An 18,757-nucleotide genomic window follows, 5' to 3' on the forward strand; every position below is an offset into this window, starting at 1 on the left:
ATGACCGACAAGGCCGCCTCGCCACACCGGTTCAAGGTCACCAGCGGCCTCGTCGCCGTGTGTGGCGGGGCGGCCGGCGTGTTCCTGTTCATCCTGATGATGCTGACGGTCGTCGACGTCGTCGGCCGCTACTTCCTCAACGCGCCGCTGCCGGGCGGCTTCGAGCTGACCGAATTCATCATGGCGGCGATCGTCTACGCGGGCCTGCCGGTCGTTTCGGCCGCGGGCGCGCATATCACGATCGACCTGCTCGACGACGTCACCCCGGCGCGCGTCGTGCCGTGGCAGAGCCTGATGGTGAACGTCGCATGCGCCGGGTGTTTCGGCGTGTTCGCGTGGCGCCTGTGGCTGCTCGGCAACCAGATCTCGGAATACGGCGACGTGACCGAATATCTCGGCATTCCGCAGAGTCCGGTAATCTATCTCGGCGCCGCGACGTCCGCGGTCGCAGCAATCATCCATCTGTCCAAGCTGTTCGAGGCCGGACGCCAGATCGTCGGCGCCGGCAAGCCCGGAGCCGGACTGTGATCGCCGCGGCGCTGGGCTTCGCGATCGTCATCGCGATGGTGTTCGCCCGCATACCCATCGCCGTCGCGATGGCGATCGTCGGCTTCTTCGGCTTCGCCATGCTAGTCGACTTCTACCCGGCCTTCTATCTCGTCGGCCAGGTGACGCGGACCACGGTGGAGTCCTACGAGCTTTCCGTGGTCCCTCTGTTCATCCTGATGGGCAACTTCGTCAGCCGCGCCCGCATCTCGGAAGATCTCTACGCGGCATCCCATGCCTTCATTGGCCACTACAAGGGCGGCCTGGCGATGAGCACCATCGTCGCCTGCGGCGGCTTCAGCGCGATCTGCGGATCGAGCCTCGCGACTGCCGCGACGATGGCCAAGGTGGCGATGCCGCCGATGCGCAAGTACGGCTATGCCGACAGCCTCGCAGCCGCCTCCATCTCGGCCGGCGGGACGCTCGGCATCCTTATTCCCCCGAGCGTCATCCTGGTGCTGTTCGGACTGCTGACGGAGACCGACATCCGGGCGCTCTTCGCGGCGGGGCTGCTGCCGGGACTGCTCGGCGTCGCCTGCTACCTGGCGGCGGTCCGCTACGTGGTCTGGCGCCACCCGGAGCGTGGCCCCGCCGGCGAGCGCGTCGACATGGCGGCGCGGCTTGCAGCGCTTCGCGGCGTCTGGCCGGTGATCGCGCTCTTCGTGCTGGTGATCGGCGGAATCTACGCCGGCATCTTCACGCCGACGGAATCGGGAGGCATCGGCGCCTTCGGCGCGTTTGTCTTCGCGCTGGTCCGTCGCGCCCTGAACTGGCGAACGCTGCTCTCGGTGCTGATCGAGACCGCGGTTACGACCTCCGCGCTGTTCGTCGTGCTGATCGGGGCGCTGATCTTCGCCAACTTCATCAACGAAACACGTATGACGACGGAACTGGCGCGCCAGATCACCGACGCGAACTTCTCGCCGATGCTGGTGATGCTGGTCATCATCGGCATCTACCTGGTGCTGGGCTGCGTCTTCGAGAGCATGTCGATGCTGCTCCTGACCGTCCCGGTCTTCGCCTCACTGATCGCCGCGCTCGATTTCGGCATGACCCCCGAAGAGACCATGATCTGGTTCGGCATAGTCGTCGTCGTGGTGACCGAGATCAGCCTGATCACCCCGCCGATCGGCATGAACGTCTTCACCCTCAGTTCGATGCTACCCGACGTGTCGACCAAGACCATCTTCGCCGGGGTCTTCCCGTTCTGGTCGGTCGACATCATCCGACTCGCGATACTGGTGCTGGTGCCGGGGATCTCGCTGCTGATCCCCTCGCTGATCTGATCCGGGGAGGCGGCTCAGCGCGGCCTGGCGAAGGGAATCCCTAGGGCTGCCGGCATGCGGCTGCTGCGCGAGCCCACCGCCAGCGAGACGATCGCGACGACATACGGCACGATGACGAAGAACTGGTAGGGCACCGCCGGGAAGATCGACTGCAGCCTGATCTGTGCGGCGTCTGCGATGCCGAACACCAGCGCCACCAGAACGGCCAGCATCGGGTTCCAGCGCGCGAAGACCACGCAGGCGATCGCCAGAAAGCCGCGTCCGGCGGTCATGTTCTCGACGAAACCCCACAGGTGGGCGGTCGAAAGATAGGCGCCACCGGCCCCGGCGAACCCGCCGGCGACCATCACGCAGAGAAAGCGGACCCGGTCCACGTCGATGCCGACGGCATCGGCGGCAACCGGGGTCTCGCCGACGGCCTTGATGATGACGCCGAGCCGGGTCGCACGGAACAAGTAGGCCATCAGCAGCGCCGCGGCGACGGCGATATAGACGAGCGCGTGCTGCCCGAACAGGATCGGCCCGACCAGCGGGATGTCGGCGAGCCCGAGGATATCGAGCTCGCGGAAGCCGGGAACCTTGACCGCCGTCCCCGCCTCGCCCAGCGTCAGCCGGTAGCCGTATCCCGACAGGCCGAGGCCGAGAAACAGCACCGCGATGCCGGTGACGATCTGCTCGACCTTGAGCCGGACGACGAAATAGGCGTGCAGCGCGCCCATCGCCACGCCGGCGAGCACCGCGCACGCAAGACCGATCCAGGGATTGCCCGACTGGACGGCAAACAGCACCGCGACGAAGGCCCCGACCAGCATGATCCCCTCGATGCCGACATTTATCACGCCGGCGCGCTCGGAGAGGGTTTCGCCGATCGCCGCGAGCGCGATGGGAGCGGCCAGCCGGATGCCCGCAGCCAGCAGTCCGCTCAGGAACAGCGCCTCATCCATCCGCGACAGCCTCCTTCATGCGGCCGGACCCGCGGCTCAGCGCGACGCTGCCGGCCAGGAAAACCAGGATGATGGTACCCTCCAGGATATTGATCAGCGGGAACGGCACGACACCGTTGCGCGCCAGTGCACCGAGGCCGGCGTAAAGCAGCGAGAAGCCGAAGGCCGACACCGGCACGAGCAGCGGATTGAGCCGGGCGACCAGCGCAACCGCGATCGCCGCGATCCCGAATCCCGGCGCGAAGCCCTCCTGCAGGCGCCCGTACAGCCCCGCCACCTCAACCGCGCCGGCAAGTCCCGCCAGTGCACCGGACAACACCAGCACCACGGCGGCCATGCGCGCGGGACTGATGCCGGCATACCGGGCGGCGTGCTCGTTGGATCCGACCACCGCAAGCCGGTAGCCGAACCGTCCGCGCATCAGCACCAGCGCGGTCACCACCACCGCCAGCACGGCGACGATCAGACCGGCATGGATTCGCGTACCGTCGAAGATCACCGGCAGCCGCAACGCCTGGTCGATCGCATCCGAGCGCGGAATGATCCGCATCTTTTCCTGCAACGGACCGCGCACGAGCCATGACAGCATCTGCACGGCCACGTAGTTCAGCATGATCGTCGCGATGATCTCGTTGCCGCCGAAGCGCGCCTTGATCACCCCGGCGACGCCGCCCCATATCGCCCCGCCGGCGAACCCGAGCGCCAGGAAAAGGACGATTCCGAGGACGTTGGATGGCAGCATTGGCGCGGCGAGCACCGCCAGGACGCTGCCGGCGATCAGCTGGCCGTCCATGCCGATGTTGAAGACGCGCGCCTTGAAGGCGATCGCGATACCCAGCCCCATCAGCGTCAGCGGGATGGTGCGCAGCAGCGCCTCCAGCAGTCCGGCCCGGGTGAACAGCGCACGTTCGACAACGCCGTAGGCCAGGCTGGCAGGATCGGCGCCGGCGAGCAGGATCAGCGCGACGACCATCAGCACCAGAAAGGCAACGGCGGCAAGAGCCGGCATGCGGAGGCCCGCCGTCATGCCGGCAGGTCCGCGTGTCCGGCGATCCAACCGCCGATGGTGCGGCGGTCGACATCTTCGCGGCGCGCCGGCCCGAACGACCGGCCCGAGGCGAACACCACGATACGGTCGGCGAGCGCGAGGATCTCGTCGATGTCGGAGGACAGCAGCAGGACGGCCTTGCCGGCCGCCCTCGCCTCTCCGAGCACGGTGTGCACGAAATCGATGGTCTTCAGATCGAGGCCGCGCGACGGATGGGCGGCGAGAATGAGATGCGGATCGCCGTCGAGTTCGCGCGCCAGCACGACCTTCTGCTGGTTGCCGCCGGACAGGTTCCCCATCCGATCGCCGCTGCCGCGCGCCCGCACGCCGTAGCGCACGAGCCGGTCGGCGACGACCTCGGACAGACGCCTGTTCCTGAGCAGGCCGAAGCGGGAGAAGTCGGAGCGGTCGAGATGGCTGAGCAGGTAGTTCTTCGCCAGGCTCATGTCGGCGACGATGCCGGACCGCCGGCGGTCCTCGGGAATGTGGCTGACACCGTGCCGCCTGAGCCGCGCCGCCGTCCAGTCGCGGCGGTCCGAGGTCAGCCCGAAGCATTCGATCGTTCCTGCGGCCGGCCGTTCCATGCCGGCCATGCATCGCACGAATTCGCCCTGGCCGTTGCCGTCGACACCGGCGACGGCGACGATCTCGCCTGCGCGCAGATCGAACGACAGGCCGGCCACAGCGACCGACCCGTTGGGGCGATGCAGCGTCACGTCGCGTACCCGGCAGACGACCTGCGCGGCATGTTCTTCTGGCACTGCGATAGGGCCGTCATCGTCACCCTGAGGCGCCGCAAGCCCTGCGACCGCCGGCGCGTCGCCGGACCCGACCATGTGACGCACGACGATTTCCGGCGCAAGGCCTTCCACGGCGAGCATCGCCGCGACCGCACCGTTGCGCAGGATCACGGCGCGGTCCGCCACCGCGAAGACATCGTCGAGCTTGTGGGTGATCAGCACCACCGAGACGCCGCGCGAGCGGAGCTCCCGGATCGTCTCGAACAGGCGCGCCTTGTCCTCGGCGCCCAGCACGGCCGTCGGCTCGTCGAGCACCAGCAGCCGTACGTCGTGCATCAGTGCCTTGATGATCTCGATGCGCTGCTGGTGGGCGACGTCGAGACTGTCGATGCGCTGGTTCCGTTCGAAACTGAAGCCGAGCCGTTCGGCCACCTCGCCGGCCCGGCGGCCAAGCGCGGCGCGGTCGATCCTGCCAAGGCCGATCTCGCTGGCCTGGAGGGCCAGGTTGTCCAGGGCCGACAGGGTCGGCACCAGCATGTAGTGCTGGTGCACGACGCCGATGCCCGCCGCGACGGCGTCGCCGGGAGAGGTGAAGCGGGCCGCTGCGCCGTCGATCTCGATACGGCCCTCGTCAGGCGGGAAGACGCCGGACAGCATGTTGACGATGGTCGACTTGCCGGCCCCGTTTTCCCCGACCAGGGCGACGACTTCGCCCCGGCCGATCTCGATGTCGACGGTGTTATTGGCAACAACCTCCCCGAACCGCTTTGTCACGCCGCGAAGCGCGACAAGCGGCGCGGGGGTTTCACTTCCCGCCACGGCCAATCAGGGCAGGTCGTCGATCTTGCCCGCGCGGATGTCTTCCACGAGGGCATCGATGCGCGCCTTGTCCTCCGCCGAGATCTGGCCCTCGAACTCGCGCAGCGGCGCAAGCCCGATGCCGCCCTCGTCCAGGCCCAGCACGTAGGTTTCCGGCTTCAGCGTACCGTCCATCAGCTTGCCGACCGCCAGGTCGATGTTGACGTCCATGTTGATCAGCGCCGTCGTGACGATCGTCTCGGGCGCCATGGCGTGACTGTCGAAGGCGGTGCCGATCGCCAGCACGCCGGCCTTCTGGGCTGCCTGGATGGTGCCGACCACGTTCTCGTTGCCGGTCGAAGTGACGACATCGGCGCCCTGCTCGATCTGCGACGTGGTGATCTCGGCGCCGCGGGCGATGTCGGAGAAGGAGCCGACATAGGCCGACAGCACCTCGGTGTCGGGCCGCATCCTCTTGGCGCCGCGCTCGAAGCCGAGATTGTAGTCCTCGATCACCGGCACCGGGATCGCGCCGATGTGGCCGATCTTGCCGCTCTTGGAGTAGAGCGCGGCGACGGCACCGGCCATGTAGCCCGCATCGCCCCAGCGGTTGTCGAAGGAGGCCACGTTGGGTTCGGCGGCGACCTGGGCGGTGTTCACCACGAACCAGGTGTCGGGATATTCGGAATGGATCTCCATGACCGGCTCGGCGAACTGGAAGCCGTGGCCGATGACCATGTCATAGCCCTCCTCCGCATAGGAGCGGAGAACATCCTGGATCTGGGCGAAGTCGGTGTTCTCGCGGACCGCGACCTCGATGTCGTATTTCGCCTTGGCGGCCTCGATGCCCTTGTTGGCGGCGGAGTTGAAGGTGCCGTCGGTGATCGGCCCGGGCAGCACCAGGGCCACCCGCTTCGTCTCGGCCTGGGCGGACGACGCCACCATGACGACGGCGAGTGCCGTCCCTGCAATCAGTTTCCACATGTCAGTTCCCCTTTTCTGGTTCGGTGCCGCCTGATTGTTGGTCTTGATGACGGGTGCCGGGCGGTGTCAGCGGTTCAGTCTCTCCAGTATCTCGTCGGTCGACATGACGTCGCCGAACTGCTGGATGATGTTCTCCAGCGTGGCCTGGTGCTCGGCGTCCGACAGCGCCGCGGTGCCGTCGGAGACCATCACCACCTTGAAGTCCATCATCATCGCGTCGCGGGCCGTGGATTCACAGCACACGTTCGTCTTGGTGCCGCAGATCAGCAGCGTGTCGATGTCGAGGCTGCGCAGCACGCGCTCGAGCTGCGAGGACCCAGGCACGAGGGCGCTGTAGCGGTTCTTGAACAGCCTGATGTCACCGTCCTCGACCTTCAGATCCGGCCAGATGTCCTGGCCGGAGCCGCCCGGCGACAGGCTCTCGATGGTCCTGGAGCGGACGTCGTCGGCGACGAAGTAGTCGAAGAAGTTGCGCCAGTCGCTGCCGGTTCCCGTTCCGATATTGGCGTGCGTGCACCAGATCACCGTGCCGCCGGCGCGGCGCAGGCCCTCGGCAAGCCGGTTGATGGTATCGACGATATCGCGCGAGCCCGGCACCTCGGCCGGCGCGCCGGGTTCGCAGAAGGTCTTCTGCATGTCGATCACGACCATCGCGGTGCGCGCCGCATCGAGTGTATCGAACAGGTGCAGCCGACCGCGCCGCGCCACCACCCGATCGATTATGTGCTGACTGATCATTCCCAAGTCCTTCGCTAAAATGAGAGCCCGTCCGAGAAGACCCAGAGAACTTCGGCGGGCGCGTCGCCGTCATTGTACCAGCGGTGCGGCGTATCCGATCCGAAGTGCAGGGAGTCGCCCTGCCCGATCTCCACGACCGATCCGTCGATGTCGTAGGTCAAACGCCCCGCCAGCACATGCGCCAGTTCCTCGCCGGGATGGGTCATGTATTCCTCGCCCGAATGGGATCCCGGCCCGATCGTGCCGATGCGGGACTCGAGCAGGCCGGGCACAAAGCCGCTGCTCAGATCCTCCAGCACCAGCGCCATTTCCGGGAAGGACCGCCGTCCGCGCTGGTTGCGGCGGACGACGGAGTAGCGGGCGTGCCGGGTCCTGGTGCGGTCGAGCAGGAAGCCGAGGTTGGCATCCAGCGCCGTGGCCAGATTGATGGCGTTGACGAGGCTCGGCTTCAGCAGGCCGTTCTCGATCTTGCTGATCGTACTGGCCGGGACTCCGGAGCGTTTCGCCAGAGCCGCGATGCTCATTTCCTGGTCCTGCCGCAGCTGCCGGAGTCGCAGACCGAGCGTGTCGGCGGCCCTGGCCGCCGTCTTCGCCGAGTCCGTCTGCCCGGTCTCGGACATGCGCCTAGCCCCGCACCCGGTCGACCAGGAAGGGCTCGCCCTCCAGTGCCGTCTCCGTATCCAGCGCGACGCCGCATCCGGGGCAATAGAAGCGCCGCAGCAGAAGCTTCGGATCGGTGGCCTCGAAGACGGCGCCGCCCGTCTCGCGCAGCGGACCTTCCTCAAGCCGTGCGGCCTCCTTCCAGACCGCGTCGGCGGGTCCGAGGCCGTGGCCGCAGGAGCGGCACACCAGGGTCTCTCCATTCGTCCCGGCGACACGATCGATGGTCGCCGAATAGGGCCGGTTTGCGCTCATGACATCTGCTCCCCGCCGAGCCGCCCGGCGATCCGTGCACGCCGCAGGCGGTCCGTCGCCGCCTCGTCCACCGCGCCCGCCTCGGTCAGCGCGACGCCGTAGATCTCCTCCGCCGCGGTCCGGCTGACAAGTCCTTCGACAACGTCGGCCGCGACACGCTCGGGTCCGCGCACCAGCGGATCGCCATAGCCGCCGCCACCGTTCCAGCGCACGTACAGGGCGTCCTTGCCCATCAGGGGATACACGCCCCAGGAGACCGGCTCGGCACGGCCGGACAGACGCTCGTCGACGGCATCGTCCTCGGCCGGCTCCTCGCCGTGCCTGATCCACAGGTAGCGGTTCGGGGCGCCGGGATAGCCGCCGGCCAGCCCGTCGCTCATCGGGTGCCGCGCGCCCTTGCCGGAGATCACGTAGTGGATGCCGCCGTCCGGCGCCTTGTGCGGCACGATCGCCAGTTCGCCGCCGGTGCCGCCGCGCCATTCGCCGGGGCCGCCGGAATCGATCATCCGCTTGCGGAACAGGTAGCGCACGGGGAAGTTCGCCTCCACGGTCTCGACATTGGCCATACGCGAGATCGGGTTGGGAATTTCGCCGCCGATCTCGACGCCGTCGCCGAACGACCGGGCGCCGCCGGCGCCGGCGAAGGTTTCCGTGAGGATGCCGATCGACTGGCCGCCCTTCTGGTTGCGGCCGAACTTGAAGATGGCGAAGTGGTTGGCGTGCCAAACGGCCGTGGCCTGCGAGCGGTATTTCTCGCTCGCCGCCAGCATCTTGCCGATCGTCGCGCAAGCGGCGTTGTTGACCGACTGGATGGCGGCAACTGTGGCAACCGAAACCGGCGCCGGCCGCGTGCAGTTCACGATCGAGCCCTCCGGCGCGATCATCTCGACCGGCTCGATGACGCCCTCGTTCCAGGTGATGTCGTAGCACAACAGCGGAAACAGCGGCGCGAACAGGCCGCCCAGCGAGGCCCACTTCGTGCAGTTGATGGCGTAGCGGCTCTGCGGGCTCGACCCGGTGAAGTCGAAGACCAGCCGGTCGTCCGTCTTGGTCATCGTCAGCCGCACCACGGCGGTCTCGCCGTCGACGTCCAGATACTGCCGCGACTGCCATTCGCCGTCCGGCAGTTCCTTCAGCCGGGCGCGGAACAGGTCCTCGGACTGCCGGATCAGCTCCGATCCGGCCGCGTCGACGGTCTCTGGACCGTACTTCGCGATCAGCGCCTGCATGCGTTCGCGCGCCACGTTGTTGCAGGCGATCATCGAGCGCAGGTCGAGCGTCACCATCTCCGGCGATCGGACCATGTTCAGCATCGTGTCCAGCACGTCGTGTACGAGTTCGCCCTGGTCGACGATCTTGATGCCCGGGGAGGAAAAGCCCTCCGTGAAGATGTCGGGCGACTGCGGGCTGAAGCCGCCGGGGTTCATCGCGCCGATGTCGTAGACGTGGACGAAACAGGCGCTCCAGGCGACCAGTTCGCCGTCGTGGTGGATCGGCGCCACAAGGTAGATGTCGGAGGTATGCAGCGCCGCCGTGTAGGGATCGTTGAGCAGGAAGACGTCGCCTTCGCGGATGCGTCCCTCGAAGCGGCGGATGATCGACTTGCACGCCTCGGCAGCGCTGGTCAGGTGATGCAGGAAGCCGACGCCGCCCATCAGCAGCGACCCGTCCGCCCGGTAGAGCGAGACCATCAGGTCGTGGCCCTCGTTGGTGATGGCGCTGCCGGAGACGTGCTTCAGGGTGATCACCGCCTCGTCGACGATGCGAAACAGCCTGTGCCGGATGATCGAGAACGTCATCGGGTCCATTGCGGTCACTCCTCCAGCTCGAGCACGATGTTGCGGTAGCCGTCCATCCGGGCCGTCTGCCCCGCCTGCACGGCGATGGTGGTGATCGGCGTGTGGATGACCGCCGGCCCCATCAGCCGATTGCCGGGTTCGAGCCGGGTGAAGTCGAAGATGTCGGCCTCCACCAGTTCGCCGTGCCTCTCGGAGAAGATCCGGCGACGGCCGATCTTCGCGGCGTCCGAGCCGGCTGCGCCTTCCGCCACCGTCGGCAGCCTGGGACGTTCGATCCTTCCGCTGGCGGTAAGCCTGAACATGGTCATCTCGACGCCTGCCTCGCGATAGGCAGAGCCCTTGCCGAACTTGCGCTCGTAGAGGCTTTCGAAATCCTCGATCAGGCCGTCGAGCCCGGCCTGGTCGAGCGGCGTCTGCGCGCGCACCGGCGTCGTCACCTCATGGACCTGCCGGCGATAGCGCAGATCCACCGACCAGGTGAGGGCGATGCGGTCTTCCGGGAAGCCCTCCGAGGCAAGCTGCGACCGGGCCTGCTCGACCAGCGGCGCGAAAATCGCGTTGACCTCCTCGGGCGAGGCCTCGGCCGGAAGCGTGGTGGTGGTCGAGTACTCATGCCGGACGTCGGCCGTGACCAGTCCGAACGCGCAGTTCACCGACGCCGTGTAGGGAATGACGATCCGGCGAACCTGCAACTCGTCGCCGAAGGCGGAGGCCAGCATGCCGCAGGAACCGCCGAAGGAATGCAAGACGAACTCCCGCGGATCGAGGCCGCGCTCCACGGTGATCCTGCGGATCAGGTCGGTGATCTGCGCAGCGGCGATGCGATAGATTCCGATCGCGGCCTCCTCCACGGAGGTGCCGAGCGGCCGTGCGATCTTCTCGTCGAAGACCCGACGGGCGCCCTCGGCATCGAGCGACATCGATCCCCGCAGGAAATAGCCCGGATCCATGTAGCCGATGAGCAGCATGACGTCGGTGAGGGTCGGCTCGGTGGCGCCCAGGCCGTAGCACACCGGCCCGGGACGCGAGCCGGCCGATCGCGGGCCGACCGTCGGCATCCTGGTCTTCGGGTCGAGCTGGACGATGCTGCCACCACCGGCGCCAATTGAAACGACATCAATCTTCGGCGCCACATAGTGGAAGCGGTCGACAAGCGGTTCGCGGGCGAACTCGATCTCGCCGTTCTGGATCACCCCGACCTTGAAAGTGGTGCCACCCATGTCGGCGGCGATGATGTCGGCGTCGCCCATCATGTCGCCGAGGAACTTCGCCCCGATGACGCCGGCGGCCGGCCCGCATTCGATCATGCCGACCACCCGGTCCGCGGCCTCGCGCACCGGCAGCAGGCCGCCGTAGCCCTGCATCACCATGGTCTGTCCCTGGTAGCCGTGGTCGCGCAAAAGCGCCTCCAGGTCATTCAGGTAGTCGCGGGCGATGCGCCCGGCATAGGCGTTGATGACGGTCGTCGAGGTGCGCTCGTACTCGCCCGGCACCGGTGCGATGTCGCTCGAGATCGTCACGTAGGTATTCGGCGAGATCCGGTTGATGAGGTCGCGCACGGCGCGCTCGTGGTCGGGATTGAAGAACGACCACAGGAAGGATACCGCGACCGCCTCGACCTGCTTGTCCTCGATCAGGAAACGCACCGCGCGCTCGGCGCCGGCAAGATCGATCGGCTCGACCACGTCGCCATCGCTGTCGACCCGCTCCCGCACCCCGGCGACGAGATCGCTGCTGACCAGCGGCTCGGCCCGGGTGGTCATGACGGGGTTCTTGATGCCGTCTTCGGTCAGCCCCGACCAGCGGCCATAGGCGCCGCGCGTGACCATCAGCGTGTCTTCGAACCCATCCGTGGCGATGAGGCCCGTGCGGGCGCCGTCCCTTGTCAGCAACGTGTTGTCGGCGACGGTGGAGCCGTGCATGAACAGCGTGGTCTTTCCCAGCACGTGGTCCAGCGACAGGTCCATCACGTCGACTGCCGAGCGGATGGAGTTCAGGACGCCCGTGGCGAAATCGGGCGGTGTCGACAGGGCCTTGCCGATATGGATGTCCCCATCCGACGACACGATGATCGTATCGGTGCAGGTGCCACCGACGTCCGTTGCCACGAGATAAGTGGTTTCCGCCATCCGGCCGGGTATCCTTGTGTTCAGTCTTGCGTTGCGCGTCCGGCGGTGCCGGCCGCTTCCACCACGAGAATCTGGCTCTTGCCGTCGCGGGCACGCCAGTGTCCCTCGACGCCGGCTTCGATGTGCAGGCTGTCGCCCCGCAGTAGGGTGATCGACTCGCCCGCCACGTCGACGGCGATCGCGCCCTTGAGCACATGATAGAAGACGGCATTTGCGGGATGCGGGATGTCGGAGGCGGCATCGCCCGGACGGTACATCCGCGAATTCATCCGGGGCTCGTGCAGGGTGCGCACCAGAGGCGTCTCGCCCTCGCCCACGTCGGCTGCGCGGGTGATATCCGGCCCCGGCGGCGCCGACCGGGCGGCCTCGACCAGTTCGTCCAATGTCAGCCCGAGCGAGTCGACGATGGCGACCATGGTCGCCAGGGCGGGATTCGACCGGCCCGCCTCCAGCTCGCGAATGGCCCTCGGAGAAATGCCCGCGGCGTTGGCGAGCTGGTTCTGCGTCATTCTCTCACGCTCGCGCGACTGGCGAACCTGATGCCCGATCCGGCGCAGCTCCCTCGGACCAAAGAGTGGTGGATGTCGGACTGCCATGCCCCTCACACGCGCGACATTTCACTTTCTTCTCATTTATGGTCGTAAGTGAAACGGCGTGTCAATGGGGAGGCGGCCGCGGCGACGTCCGACGCACCGGCATGCCTTCTCGCCGGCATGCGAGAATCAGCACTACGGGACGCAGCCCTTGCGATCGTGCCGACGAGCGGCGGAGATCACTCCCACTCGATGGTCCCGGGCGGCTTCGAGGTCACGTCGTAGACGACGCGGTTGATGCCCTTGACCTCGTTGATGATGCGGGTCGCGGCGGCGCCGAGGAAATCCATGTCGTAGTGGAAGAAATCGGCGGTCATTCCGTCGACGGAGGTCACCGCGCGCAGGGCGCAGACGAAGTCGTAGGTGCGCCCGTCGCCCATCACGCCGACGGTCTGGACGGGCAGCAGGACGGCGAAGGCCTGCCAGATCGCATCGTAGAGGCCGGCCTTGCGGATCTCGTCGAGATAGATCGCGTCGGCCTTGCGCAGGATCTCCAGCTTCTCGCGGGTGATGCCGCCGGGGCAGCGGATGGCGAGGCCGGGGCCCGGAAACGGATGGCGGCCGACGAAGGCGTCGGGCAGGCCGAGCTCGCGGCCGAGCGCCCGCACCTCGTCCTTGAACAGCTCCCGCAGCGGCTCGACCAGCTTCAGGTTCATCCGCTCCGGCAGGCCGCCCACGTTGTGGTGCGACTTGATGGTGACGGAAGGGCCACCGGTGAAGGAGACCGACTCGATGACGTCCGGATAGAGCGTGCCCTGCGCCAGGAACTGCGGCTCGCCCTTGCCGTCCGTGCCGATCCTGCCGGCTTCTTCCTGGAACACGTCGATGAATAGCGAGCCGATGATCTTGCGCTTGCGCTCGGGGTCCGACACTCCCTCGAGCGCGGAGATGAAGGTGTCGGACGCGTCGACGTCGATCAGCGGGATGTTGTAGTGGCCGCGGAACAGGTCGACCACTTCCCTGGCCTCGTTCATCCGCATCAGCCCGTGGTCGACCAGGATGCAGGTCAGCTGGTCGCCGATCGCCTCGTGGATCAGCACCGCGGCGACGGCGGAATCGACGCCGCCGGACAGGCCGCAGATCACCCGCCCGTCGCCGACCTGCTCCCTGATCCGTCCGATCGCCTCCTCGCGGAAGGCGGCCATCGTCCAGTCGGGCCGGCAGCCGCAGATGTCGACGACGAAGTGCTTCAGGAGCTTGGCGCCGTCCGGAGTATGGTAGACCTCGGGATGGAACATCGTCGTGTAGATCCGGCGCTCCTCGTCGGTCGCGATGGCGAACGGCGCGTTGGGCGACGTCGCCCGCACGGCGAAGCCGTCCGGCAGCCGCGTGACACGGTCGCCGTGGCTCATCCAGACCTGATGACGCTCGCCGACGGACCAGATGCCGTCATAGAGGGCGGACGGCTCGTGGATCTCGACGAAGGCGCGGCCGAATTCGGCCGGATGGCCCCCTTCCACGGTGCCGCCGAGTTGCTGCGCCGTGGTCTGCTGGCCGTAGCAGATGCCGAGCACCGGCAGTCCCGTCTCGAACACCATCGGTGGGGCCGAGGGTGCGTCATGGTCGAGCACCGAGGCCGGCCCTCCGGAGAGGATGACGCCCTTCGGGCGAAGCGCGTCGAACGCCTCGGCGGCTGACTGGAAAGGATGGATCTCGCAGTAGACGCCGGCCTCGCGCACCCGCCTCGCGATGAGCTGGGTGACCTGGCTGCCGAAGTCGACGATGAGTACGCGGTCGTGGGAATGTTCCGTCATGGCGAGCTAATAATTCGGCCATCGAGTCGAGTCCAGCCGCTCACACCCTCGTGTTGCCGGCCGCCGCGCTTTTCCCCTCGAAGTTTGCAGGGGGACCGACTACGTTCCGCTGCACGGGCGGACAGAGAAGAGGCTTGAAATGAAATCGATCACCACCGGACTAGCCGTCGTCACAATTGCGCTCGCAGCAGTAGCGTTCGCCGCGCCGGCCAGCCGTGCCGCAACGAACTTCGCCGGCCCTGGCATCCTCGGCCTCGGCGCCGACGTCGTCCAGCAGTCCGCGCCCGCCTGTGCCCGCGTCCCGCCACCCTCGCAGTGCTGAGCTTGCGGGCGAGACCAACCTTCCTGAATTCACAGGCGGCGTATCGGCCGGGAAGAGAGGCGAGACTCCGCCCGCCTTCGTTGGTATAGCAGGCTGAAAGCATACCAGGAGACGGGAGAGTTCCATGCGTCTGATGATCCGGGCTTTGACCGCAATGGCCATCGCGGCCACCGTGATCGCGGGCGCCGGTCCATCCTGCACCTCGACGGGCTCGGGGTGGAGCTACAGCACATCGGTCCACTACGCCAATCCGTATCGCGACGGTGGTTACGGCCCGGGGCTCGGCTGCCAGCGCATTCCCGCTCCCTCGCAGTGCTGACGCACCGCGGCAGGCGGCATCCTCACGACCGGATCAGGCCGGCGACGTAGAAACCGTCGGTCTGCGTCCGGCGTGGCGACATCTGCAGTCCGTGCGATGTCGCCAGTGCCGGGTCCGCCAACCGGGCGGCAGCCGGTTCGTCAAGCCCTGCTGCTGCGAGGAGGTCAGCGATCCCCGCCGCAGCAAACCCGGCGTTGGCGGCAAGGAATGACGCCACCTGCCCGTCGTTCTCCTCCGCGAGAACCGAACACGTCACATAGACGAGGCGGCCGCCGGGCTTCACCAGCGGCGCGGCGAGGCGGAGCGTCTCGGCCTGCTGGGCCTTCCGTTCCTCCAGAGCCTTCTCGCCGACACGCCACTTCGTATCGGGGCGGCGGCGCCAGACGCCTGTTCCGGTGCACGGCGCATCGACCAGCACCACGTCCATCCTGCCGTTCAGATCTGAAAGGACCGCCGCATCTCCTGCCTCGCGCACCTGCGCGTTCCGGACGCCTGCACGCTGCAGGCGTTCGTAGATGCCCGCCAGGCGATGGCGATCGGCATCCCAGGCGTAGATCTGTCCCTTGTTGGCCATGAGCGCGGCAATCGCCAGGGTCTTGCCCCCCGCCCCTGCGCAGATATCGGCGACCTGCCCTCCCGGCGCGGCCCCGGCCAGTGCGGCGGCAAGTTGGGAGCCTTCGTCCTGGAGTTCGAACCACCCCTTCCGATAGCCGGCTTCGGCCTCGACATGCGGCTGGCGTGCCGGGCCGCGTCCCGAGGCTATGCGCAGGCCCGTGGCGGACAGCGGCGTTCCGGCGGGTTCGAGCCGCGCAAGCGCCTTCGCCACCTTGTCGCGCGTCGCCTTCAGCGTGTTGACGCGCAGGTCCACCGGTGCCCGTTCGGCCAGCGCAGCGCCCTCCGCCGCCGCCTCCGCGCCGAACACCTCCTTGAAGCGGCCGTCCAGCCATTCGGGATAGTCGCCGCGAACCCAGTCAGGCGCATCGTCGAGCGTCGCCAGCCTGAGTGCGCTACGCTCGCGATCGGTCGGCGGCGCCGGTGCGTGACGGTCGGCGGCAAAGGCGACCTCCAGCCGCTCCACGTCGACATTCCAGCAGAACCCGTACGCGCCGAGCGCGAGCGCCCGGGGACTGTCGTCGCCCATCCGCCAGGCAATGGAGGCGCGCTGGCGCAGGGCATCGAAGACCAGGTTGCCGATCGCCGCGCGGTCACCCGATCCGGCGAAGCGATGGGCGACGCCCCAGTCCTTCAGCGCGCCGGCAGCCGGTCGGTGCCGGGTCTCGATGTCGGCGATTACCTCGATCGCCGCCGCAACGATGCCTCCATGCTTCATAGGAAGGCTTCCGCAGCGACGATGACGGCACCGTGAAGGGCCAGCAACACGACGACCACCAGACCGAGCCCGAAGATCCGCGACCGCAGCAGCACGTTGTCGCTGCGTATGTGCAGCGTCACGTGGACGATCCGCGCCGCCACAAAGGCCCAGGCGAGAAGGACATCCAGGATGGTGACGCGATTGATCGCCACGAACATGAGCACCAGGGCGTAGAAGATCACCGGCAGCTCGAACTGGTTGCGCAGGCTGTTGGTGACCCTGGCGAGCCGCGCTGGCTCTCCCTCGACCAGAATATACTGCGCGGCGCGCATCTCGCGCGACCGCACGGCGGCGAAGCGGCCTGTGACCATTACGATATAGACGATGAAGGTGAGCGCCATCTGGGCCAGCATCGCCAGCATGATGAGCGCGGTGTTGAGCGGCATGGGCAATTCCGATCCCGGCTGTGCCGTAGAACTGTCGATCGAATCTCTGGCCCTCTGCTGACCACGTCGCCCCGCCGCGGTCAACATGATGATAAGGCCCGATGCGACGGGTTGACGCCCGGGTTCGGGTCTTGGCGATATGCACAGCAACCGCCACGGGAAGGAAACGCGATGCCGACGATCACCACCAGCGACGGAACCAAACTCCATACAGAGGACACCGGCAGCGGCGATCCGATCGTGTTCGTCCACGAATATGCCGGGGACCACCGAAGCTGGGAGCCGCAGGTGCGGTTCCTGTCCCGCCGCTACCGCTGCATCACCTACGCGGCGCGGGGATATGCCCCTTCCGACGTGCCGGAAGACGTCGACAAGTACTCCCAGGCGCGCGTCGTCGACGACATCCGCGACGTGATGGACGGCCTGGGGATCGAGACGGCGCATATCGTCGGCCTGTCAATGGGCGGATTCGCGACGCTGCACTTCGGACTGAACCATCCGGACCGCGCCCGCTCCCTGGTGGCGGCCGGCGCCGGCGTCGGGTCCGACCCGGACTATCATGATCGGTTTCGGCGCGAGGCCCGCGACGTCGCCACAATGATCGAGACGAAAGGGATGGCGGCGTTTGCCGAGGTCTACAGCAGCGCGGCGGCCCGGCAGACGCTGCGCGAGAAGGATCCGCGCGGCTTCGAGGAGTTCTTCCGAATGCTCGCGGAGCATTCGGCGACCGGCTCCGCCAATACGATGCGCGGATACCAGGCGGAACGCCCCTCCCTCTACGATTTCGAGGAGCAGTTTGCCGCACTGAACGTGCCGGTGCTGCTGATCGTCGGCGACGAGGACGATCACTGCCTGCGGCCGGGCCTGTTCTTGAAGAGCACCATTCCCGCCTGCGGTCTCGCCGTGCTGCCCAAGACCGGCCACACGGTGAACCTCGAGGAGCCGGCGGCGTTCAACGCCCTCGTCGCAGACTTCCTGGCGCAGGTCGAGCACGGGCGCTGGACCAAGCGGGACATGGCAACGGCGGGCGACGTGATGCGGACGACGTAGCCGCAGACACGTCGTCCGGACGGCGGTCGCGGGTATCAGACGACCTGATTGTACAGTGTCTCTTCGCCAGCCCACAGGCGCTTCAGGTTTTCCTGAAGGATGTCCAGAACGTTGTCTTCGTACCGATGCGTCTCGCCGCCGGTATGCGGGGTGATGAAGAGGTTCGGCAGGTCCCAGAGCGGCGAAATCCCGGCAAGGGGCTCGTCGACGGCGACATCGACGGCGGCGCCGGCGATCCGCCCATCCTTCAGCGCCGCGGCGAGCGCCTGCTCGTGCACGCAGCCGCCGCGCGCCACGTTGACGAGGAAAGCGGTTTCCTTCATCGCCGCGAGCGTCCGCTCGTTGATGATGTTCGCCGTCGCTTCGGTCAACGGACAGGCGAGCACCACGAAGTCGGCTTGCGGCAGCAGCGCGTCGAGTTCCCCCAGCGCGTGCACCGAATCCGCGTCCCCCTTCCCGCCGGAGACGTCGCGCCGCACTCCGATGACCCGCATGTCGAAGGCCTTCGCCAGTTTCGCGATGCGATTGCCGATGGCGCCGAGACCGACGACAAGCAGCGTCTTGTCGCCGAGATCGTCCTCGCGCTCGCTCAAATCCTTTCCCATCCCGCGCCACACGTGCCTCGATTGGTTGTCGCGGGCCTCGGGAAGCTTGCGCACCAGCGCCAGGATCAGGCCCATGGCATGGTCGGAGACGGCACGGGAATTGACGCCGCGGGCGCTTGCCAGGCGTATGCCGCGGGCGGACAGACTGTCCCTGTCGAACATGTCGGTGCCCGCCGCGACCGACTGGATGAACTGCAGGCGCCGAGCATTCTCCAGAAACGCCTCCCGCCAAAGTCCGGAAACGACAACCACATCGGCCTCGGAAATGCGTGCGGCAAGTGCGTCGCCGGTGCGCACCTGAAAGCTTGCAATGCCGGTCTCCCTCCGCTCGAAGAACGCCTGGAGGTTGTAGGCCGGATGGGCGAAGCAGATCGTCAGTTCATCCTTGGGAGGGATCATCCGTCTGCCTGTCCGGGGGCAAGCGTCGTT

The 18,757-nt window shown here is 67.3% G+C and carries 19 protein-coding genes; 5 read left to right on the forward strand and 14 right to left on the reverse strand.

Annotated features, from left to right (window positions below):
• Both V3328_RS14870 and V3328_RS14875 read left to right on the forward strand, forming a co-directional pair.
• Positions 1 to 528 carry a TRAP transporter small permease gene (locus V3328_RS14870; protein WP_340330475.1) on the forward strand — a complete coding sequence of 176 codons (528 nt, stop codon included), beginning with the start codon at positions 1 to 3 and terminating at the stop codon, positions 526 to 528.
• A complete protein-coding gene (locus tag V3328_RS14875; RefSeq protein WP_340330476.1) occupies positions 525 to 1,832 on the forward strand; it encodes a TRAP transporter large permease in 1,308 nt (435 codons plus the stop codon). Before V3328_RS14870 ends, V3328_RS14875 begins: the two co-directional genes overlap by 4 nt.
• Positions 1,833 to 1,846: 14 nt before the next feature.
• Here V3328_RS14875 and V3328_RS14880 read toward each other — a convergent pair whose 3' ends face one another.
• The 11 genes from V3328_RS14880 to guaA form a co-directional block, all read right to left on the reverse strand.
• The gene (locus tag V3328_RS14880) at positions 1,847 to 2,776 is read right to left on the reverse strand and encodes an ABC transporter permease (RefSeq protein ID WP_340330477.1); all 930 of its coding nucleotides are present in this window, start codon (positions 2,774 to 2,776) and stop codon (positions 1,847 to 1,849) included.
• Entirely contained in the window at positions 2,769 to 3,803 is a 1,035-nt protein-coding gene (locus V3328_RS14885) for an ABC transporter permease (RefSeq protein ID WP_340330478.1), read from the reverse strand. The genes V3328_RS14880 and V3328_RS14885 overlap by 8 nt, the downstream gene beginning before the upstream one ends.
• The gene (locus V3328_RS14890; RefSeq protein ID WP_340330479.1) at positions 3,800 to 5,383 is read right to left on the reverse strand and encodes an ABC transporter ATP-binding protein; all 1,584 of its coding nucleotides are present in this window, start codon (positions 5,381 to 5,383) and stop codon (positions 3,800 to 3,802) included. Before V3328_RS14890 ends, V3328_RS14885 begins: the two co-directional genes overlap by 4 nt.
• A 6-nt stretch (positions 5,384 to 5,389) precedes the next feature.
• Positions 5,390 to 6,346, reverse strand: coding sequence for a BMP family protein (locus tag V3328_RS14895; RefSeq protein ID WP_340330480.1), 957 nt, complete (start codon positions 6,344 to 6,346; stop codon positions 5,390 to 5,392).
• A gap of 66 nt (positions 6,347 to 6,412) precedes the next feature.
• Positions 6,413 to 7,084: an isochorismatase family protein gene (locus tag V3328_RS14900; RefSeq protein ID WP_340330481.1), complete on the reverse strand. Its 672-nt coding sequence runs from the start codon at positions 7,082 to 7,084 to the stop codon at positions 6,413 to 6,415.
• 14 nt (positions 7,085 to 7,098) lie between these two features.
• Positions 7,099 to 7,704, reverse strand: coding sequence for a helix-turn-helix domain-containing protein (locus V3328_RS14905; RefSeq protein WP_340330482.1), 606 nt, complete (start codon positions 7,702 to 7,704; stop codon positions 7,099 to 7,101).
• Between the two features lie 4 nt (positions 7,705 to 7,708).
• On the reverse strand, positions 7,709 to 7,999 hold the full coding sequence (locus tag V3328_RS14910; RefSeq protein WP_340330483.1) for an acetone carboxylase subunit gamma: 291 nt from the start codon (positions 7,997 to 7,999) through the stop codon (positions 7,709 to 7,711).
• On the reverse strand, positions 7,996 to 9,807 hold the full coding sequence (locus tag V3328_RS14915; protein WP_340330484.1) for a hydantoinase B/oxoprolinase family protein: 1,812 nt from the start codon (positions 9,805 to 9,807) through the stop codon (positions 7,996 to 7,998). Before V3328_RS14915 ends, V3328_RS14910 begins: the two co-directional genes overlap by 4 nt.
• 5 nt (positions 9,808 to 9,812) lie before the next feature.
• Complete coding sequence (locus tag V3328_RS14920; RefSeq protein WP_340330485.1) at positions 9,813 to 11,927, reverse strand: hydantoinase/oxoprolinase family protein; 2,115 nt, start codon at positions 11,925 to 11,927, stop codon at positions 9,813 to 9,815.
• A gap of 20 nt (positions 11,928 to 11,947) precedes the next feature.
• Entirely contained in the window at positions 11,948 to 12,523 is a 576-nt protein-coding gene (locus V3328_RS14925; protein WP_340330486.1) for a helix-turn-helix domain-containing protein, read from the reverse strand.
• 176 nt (positions 12,524 to 12,699) lie between these two features.
• Positions 12,700 to 14,274, reverse strand: a complete 1,575-nt coding sequence (gene guaA, locus V3328_RS14930) for a glutamine-hydrolyzing GMP synthase (protein WP_340330487.1) — start codon at positions 14,272 to 14,274, stop codon at positions 12,700 to 12,702.
• Positions 14,275 to 14,413: 139 nt separating this feature from the next.
• Here guaA and V3328_RS14935 point away from each other — a divergent pair, with 139 nt between their 5' ends.
• Both V3328_RS14935 and V3328_RS14940 read left to right on the forward strand, forming a co-directional pair.
• A complete protein-coding gene (locus V3328_RS14935; protein ID WP_340330488.1) occupies positions 14,414 to 14,596 on the forward strand; it encodes a hypothetical protein in 183 nt (60 codons plus the stop codon).
• 124 nt (positions 14,597 to 14,720) lie between these two features.
• Entirely contained in the window at positions 14,721 to 14,915 is a 195-nt protein-coding gene (locus tag V3328_RS14940; RefSeq protein ID WP_340330489.1) for a hypothetical protein, read from the forward strand.
• A gap of 22 nt (positions 14,916 to 14,937) precedes the next feature.
• Here V3328_RS14940 and V3328_RS14945 read toward each other — a convergent pair whose 3' ends face one another.
• Both V3328_RS14945 and V3328_RS14950 read right to left on the reverse strand, forming a co-directional pair.
• Entirely contained in the window at positions 14,938 to 16,245 is a 1,308-nt protein-coding gene (locus tag V3328_RS14945; protein ID WP_340330490.1) for an RsmB/NOP family class I SAM-dependent RNA methyltransferase, read from the reverse strand.
• Positions 16,242 to 16,673, reverse strand: coding sequence for an MAPEG family protein (locus V3328_RS14950; protein WP_340330491.1), 432 nt, complete (start codon positions 16,671 to 16,673; stop codon positions 16,242 to 16,244). The genes V3328_RS14945 and V3328_RS14950 overlap by 4 nt, the downstream gene beginning before the upstream one ends.
• A gap of 171 nt (positions 16,674 to 16,844) precedes the next feature.
• On the opposite strand from V3328_RS14950, the gene V3328_RS14955 reads away from it, so the two are divergent.
• Positions 16,845 to 17,723 (forward strand): alpha/beta fold hydrolase, encoded by an 879-nt coding sequence (locus V3328_RS14955; protein ID WP_340330492.1) that lies wholly within the window; start codon positions 16,845 to 16,847, stop codon positions 17,721 to 17,723.
• A gap of 35 nt (positions 17,724 to 17,758) precedes the next feature.
• On the opposite strand, the gene V3328_RS14960 is transcribed toward V3328_RS14955, so the two are convergent.
• Complete coding sequence (locus V3328_RS14960; RefSeq protein ID WP_340330493.1) at positions 17,759 to 18,727, reverse strand: D-2-hydroxyacid dehydrogenase; 969 nt, start codon at positions 18,725 to 18,727, stop codon at positions 17,759 to 17,761.
• Positions 18,728 to 18,757: the final 30 nt, after the last annotated feature.

Source organism: Microbaculum marinum, from assembly GCF_037855135.1.
Taxonomy (GTDB): Bacteria; Pseudomonadota; Alphaproteobacteria; order Rhizobiales; family Tepidamorphaceae; genus Microbaculum; species Microbaculum marinum.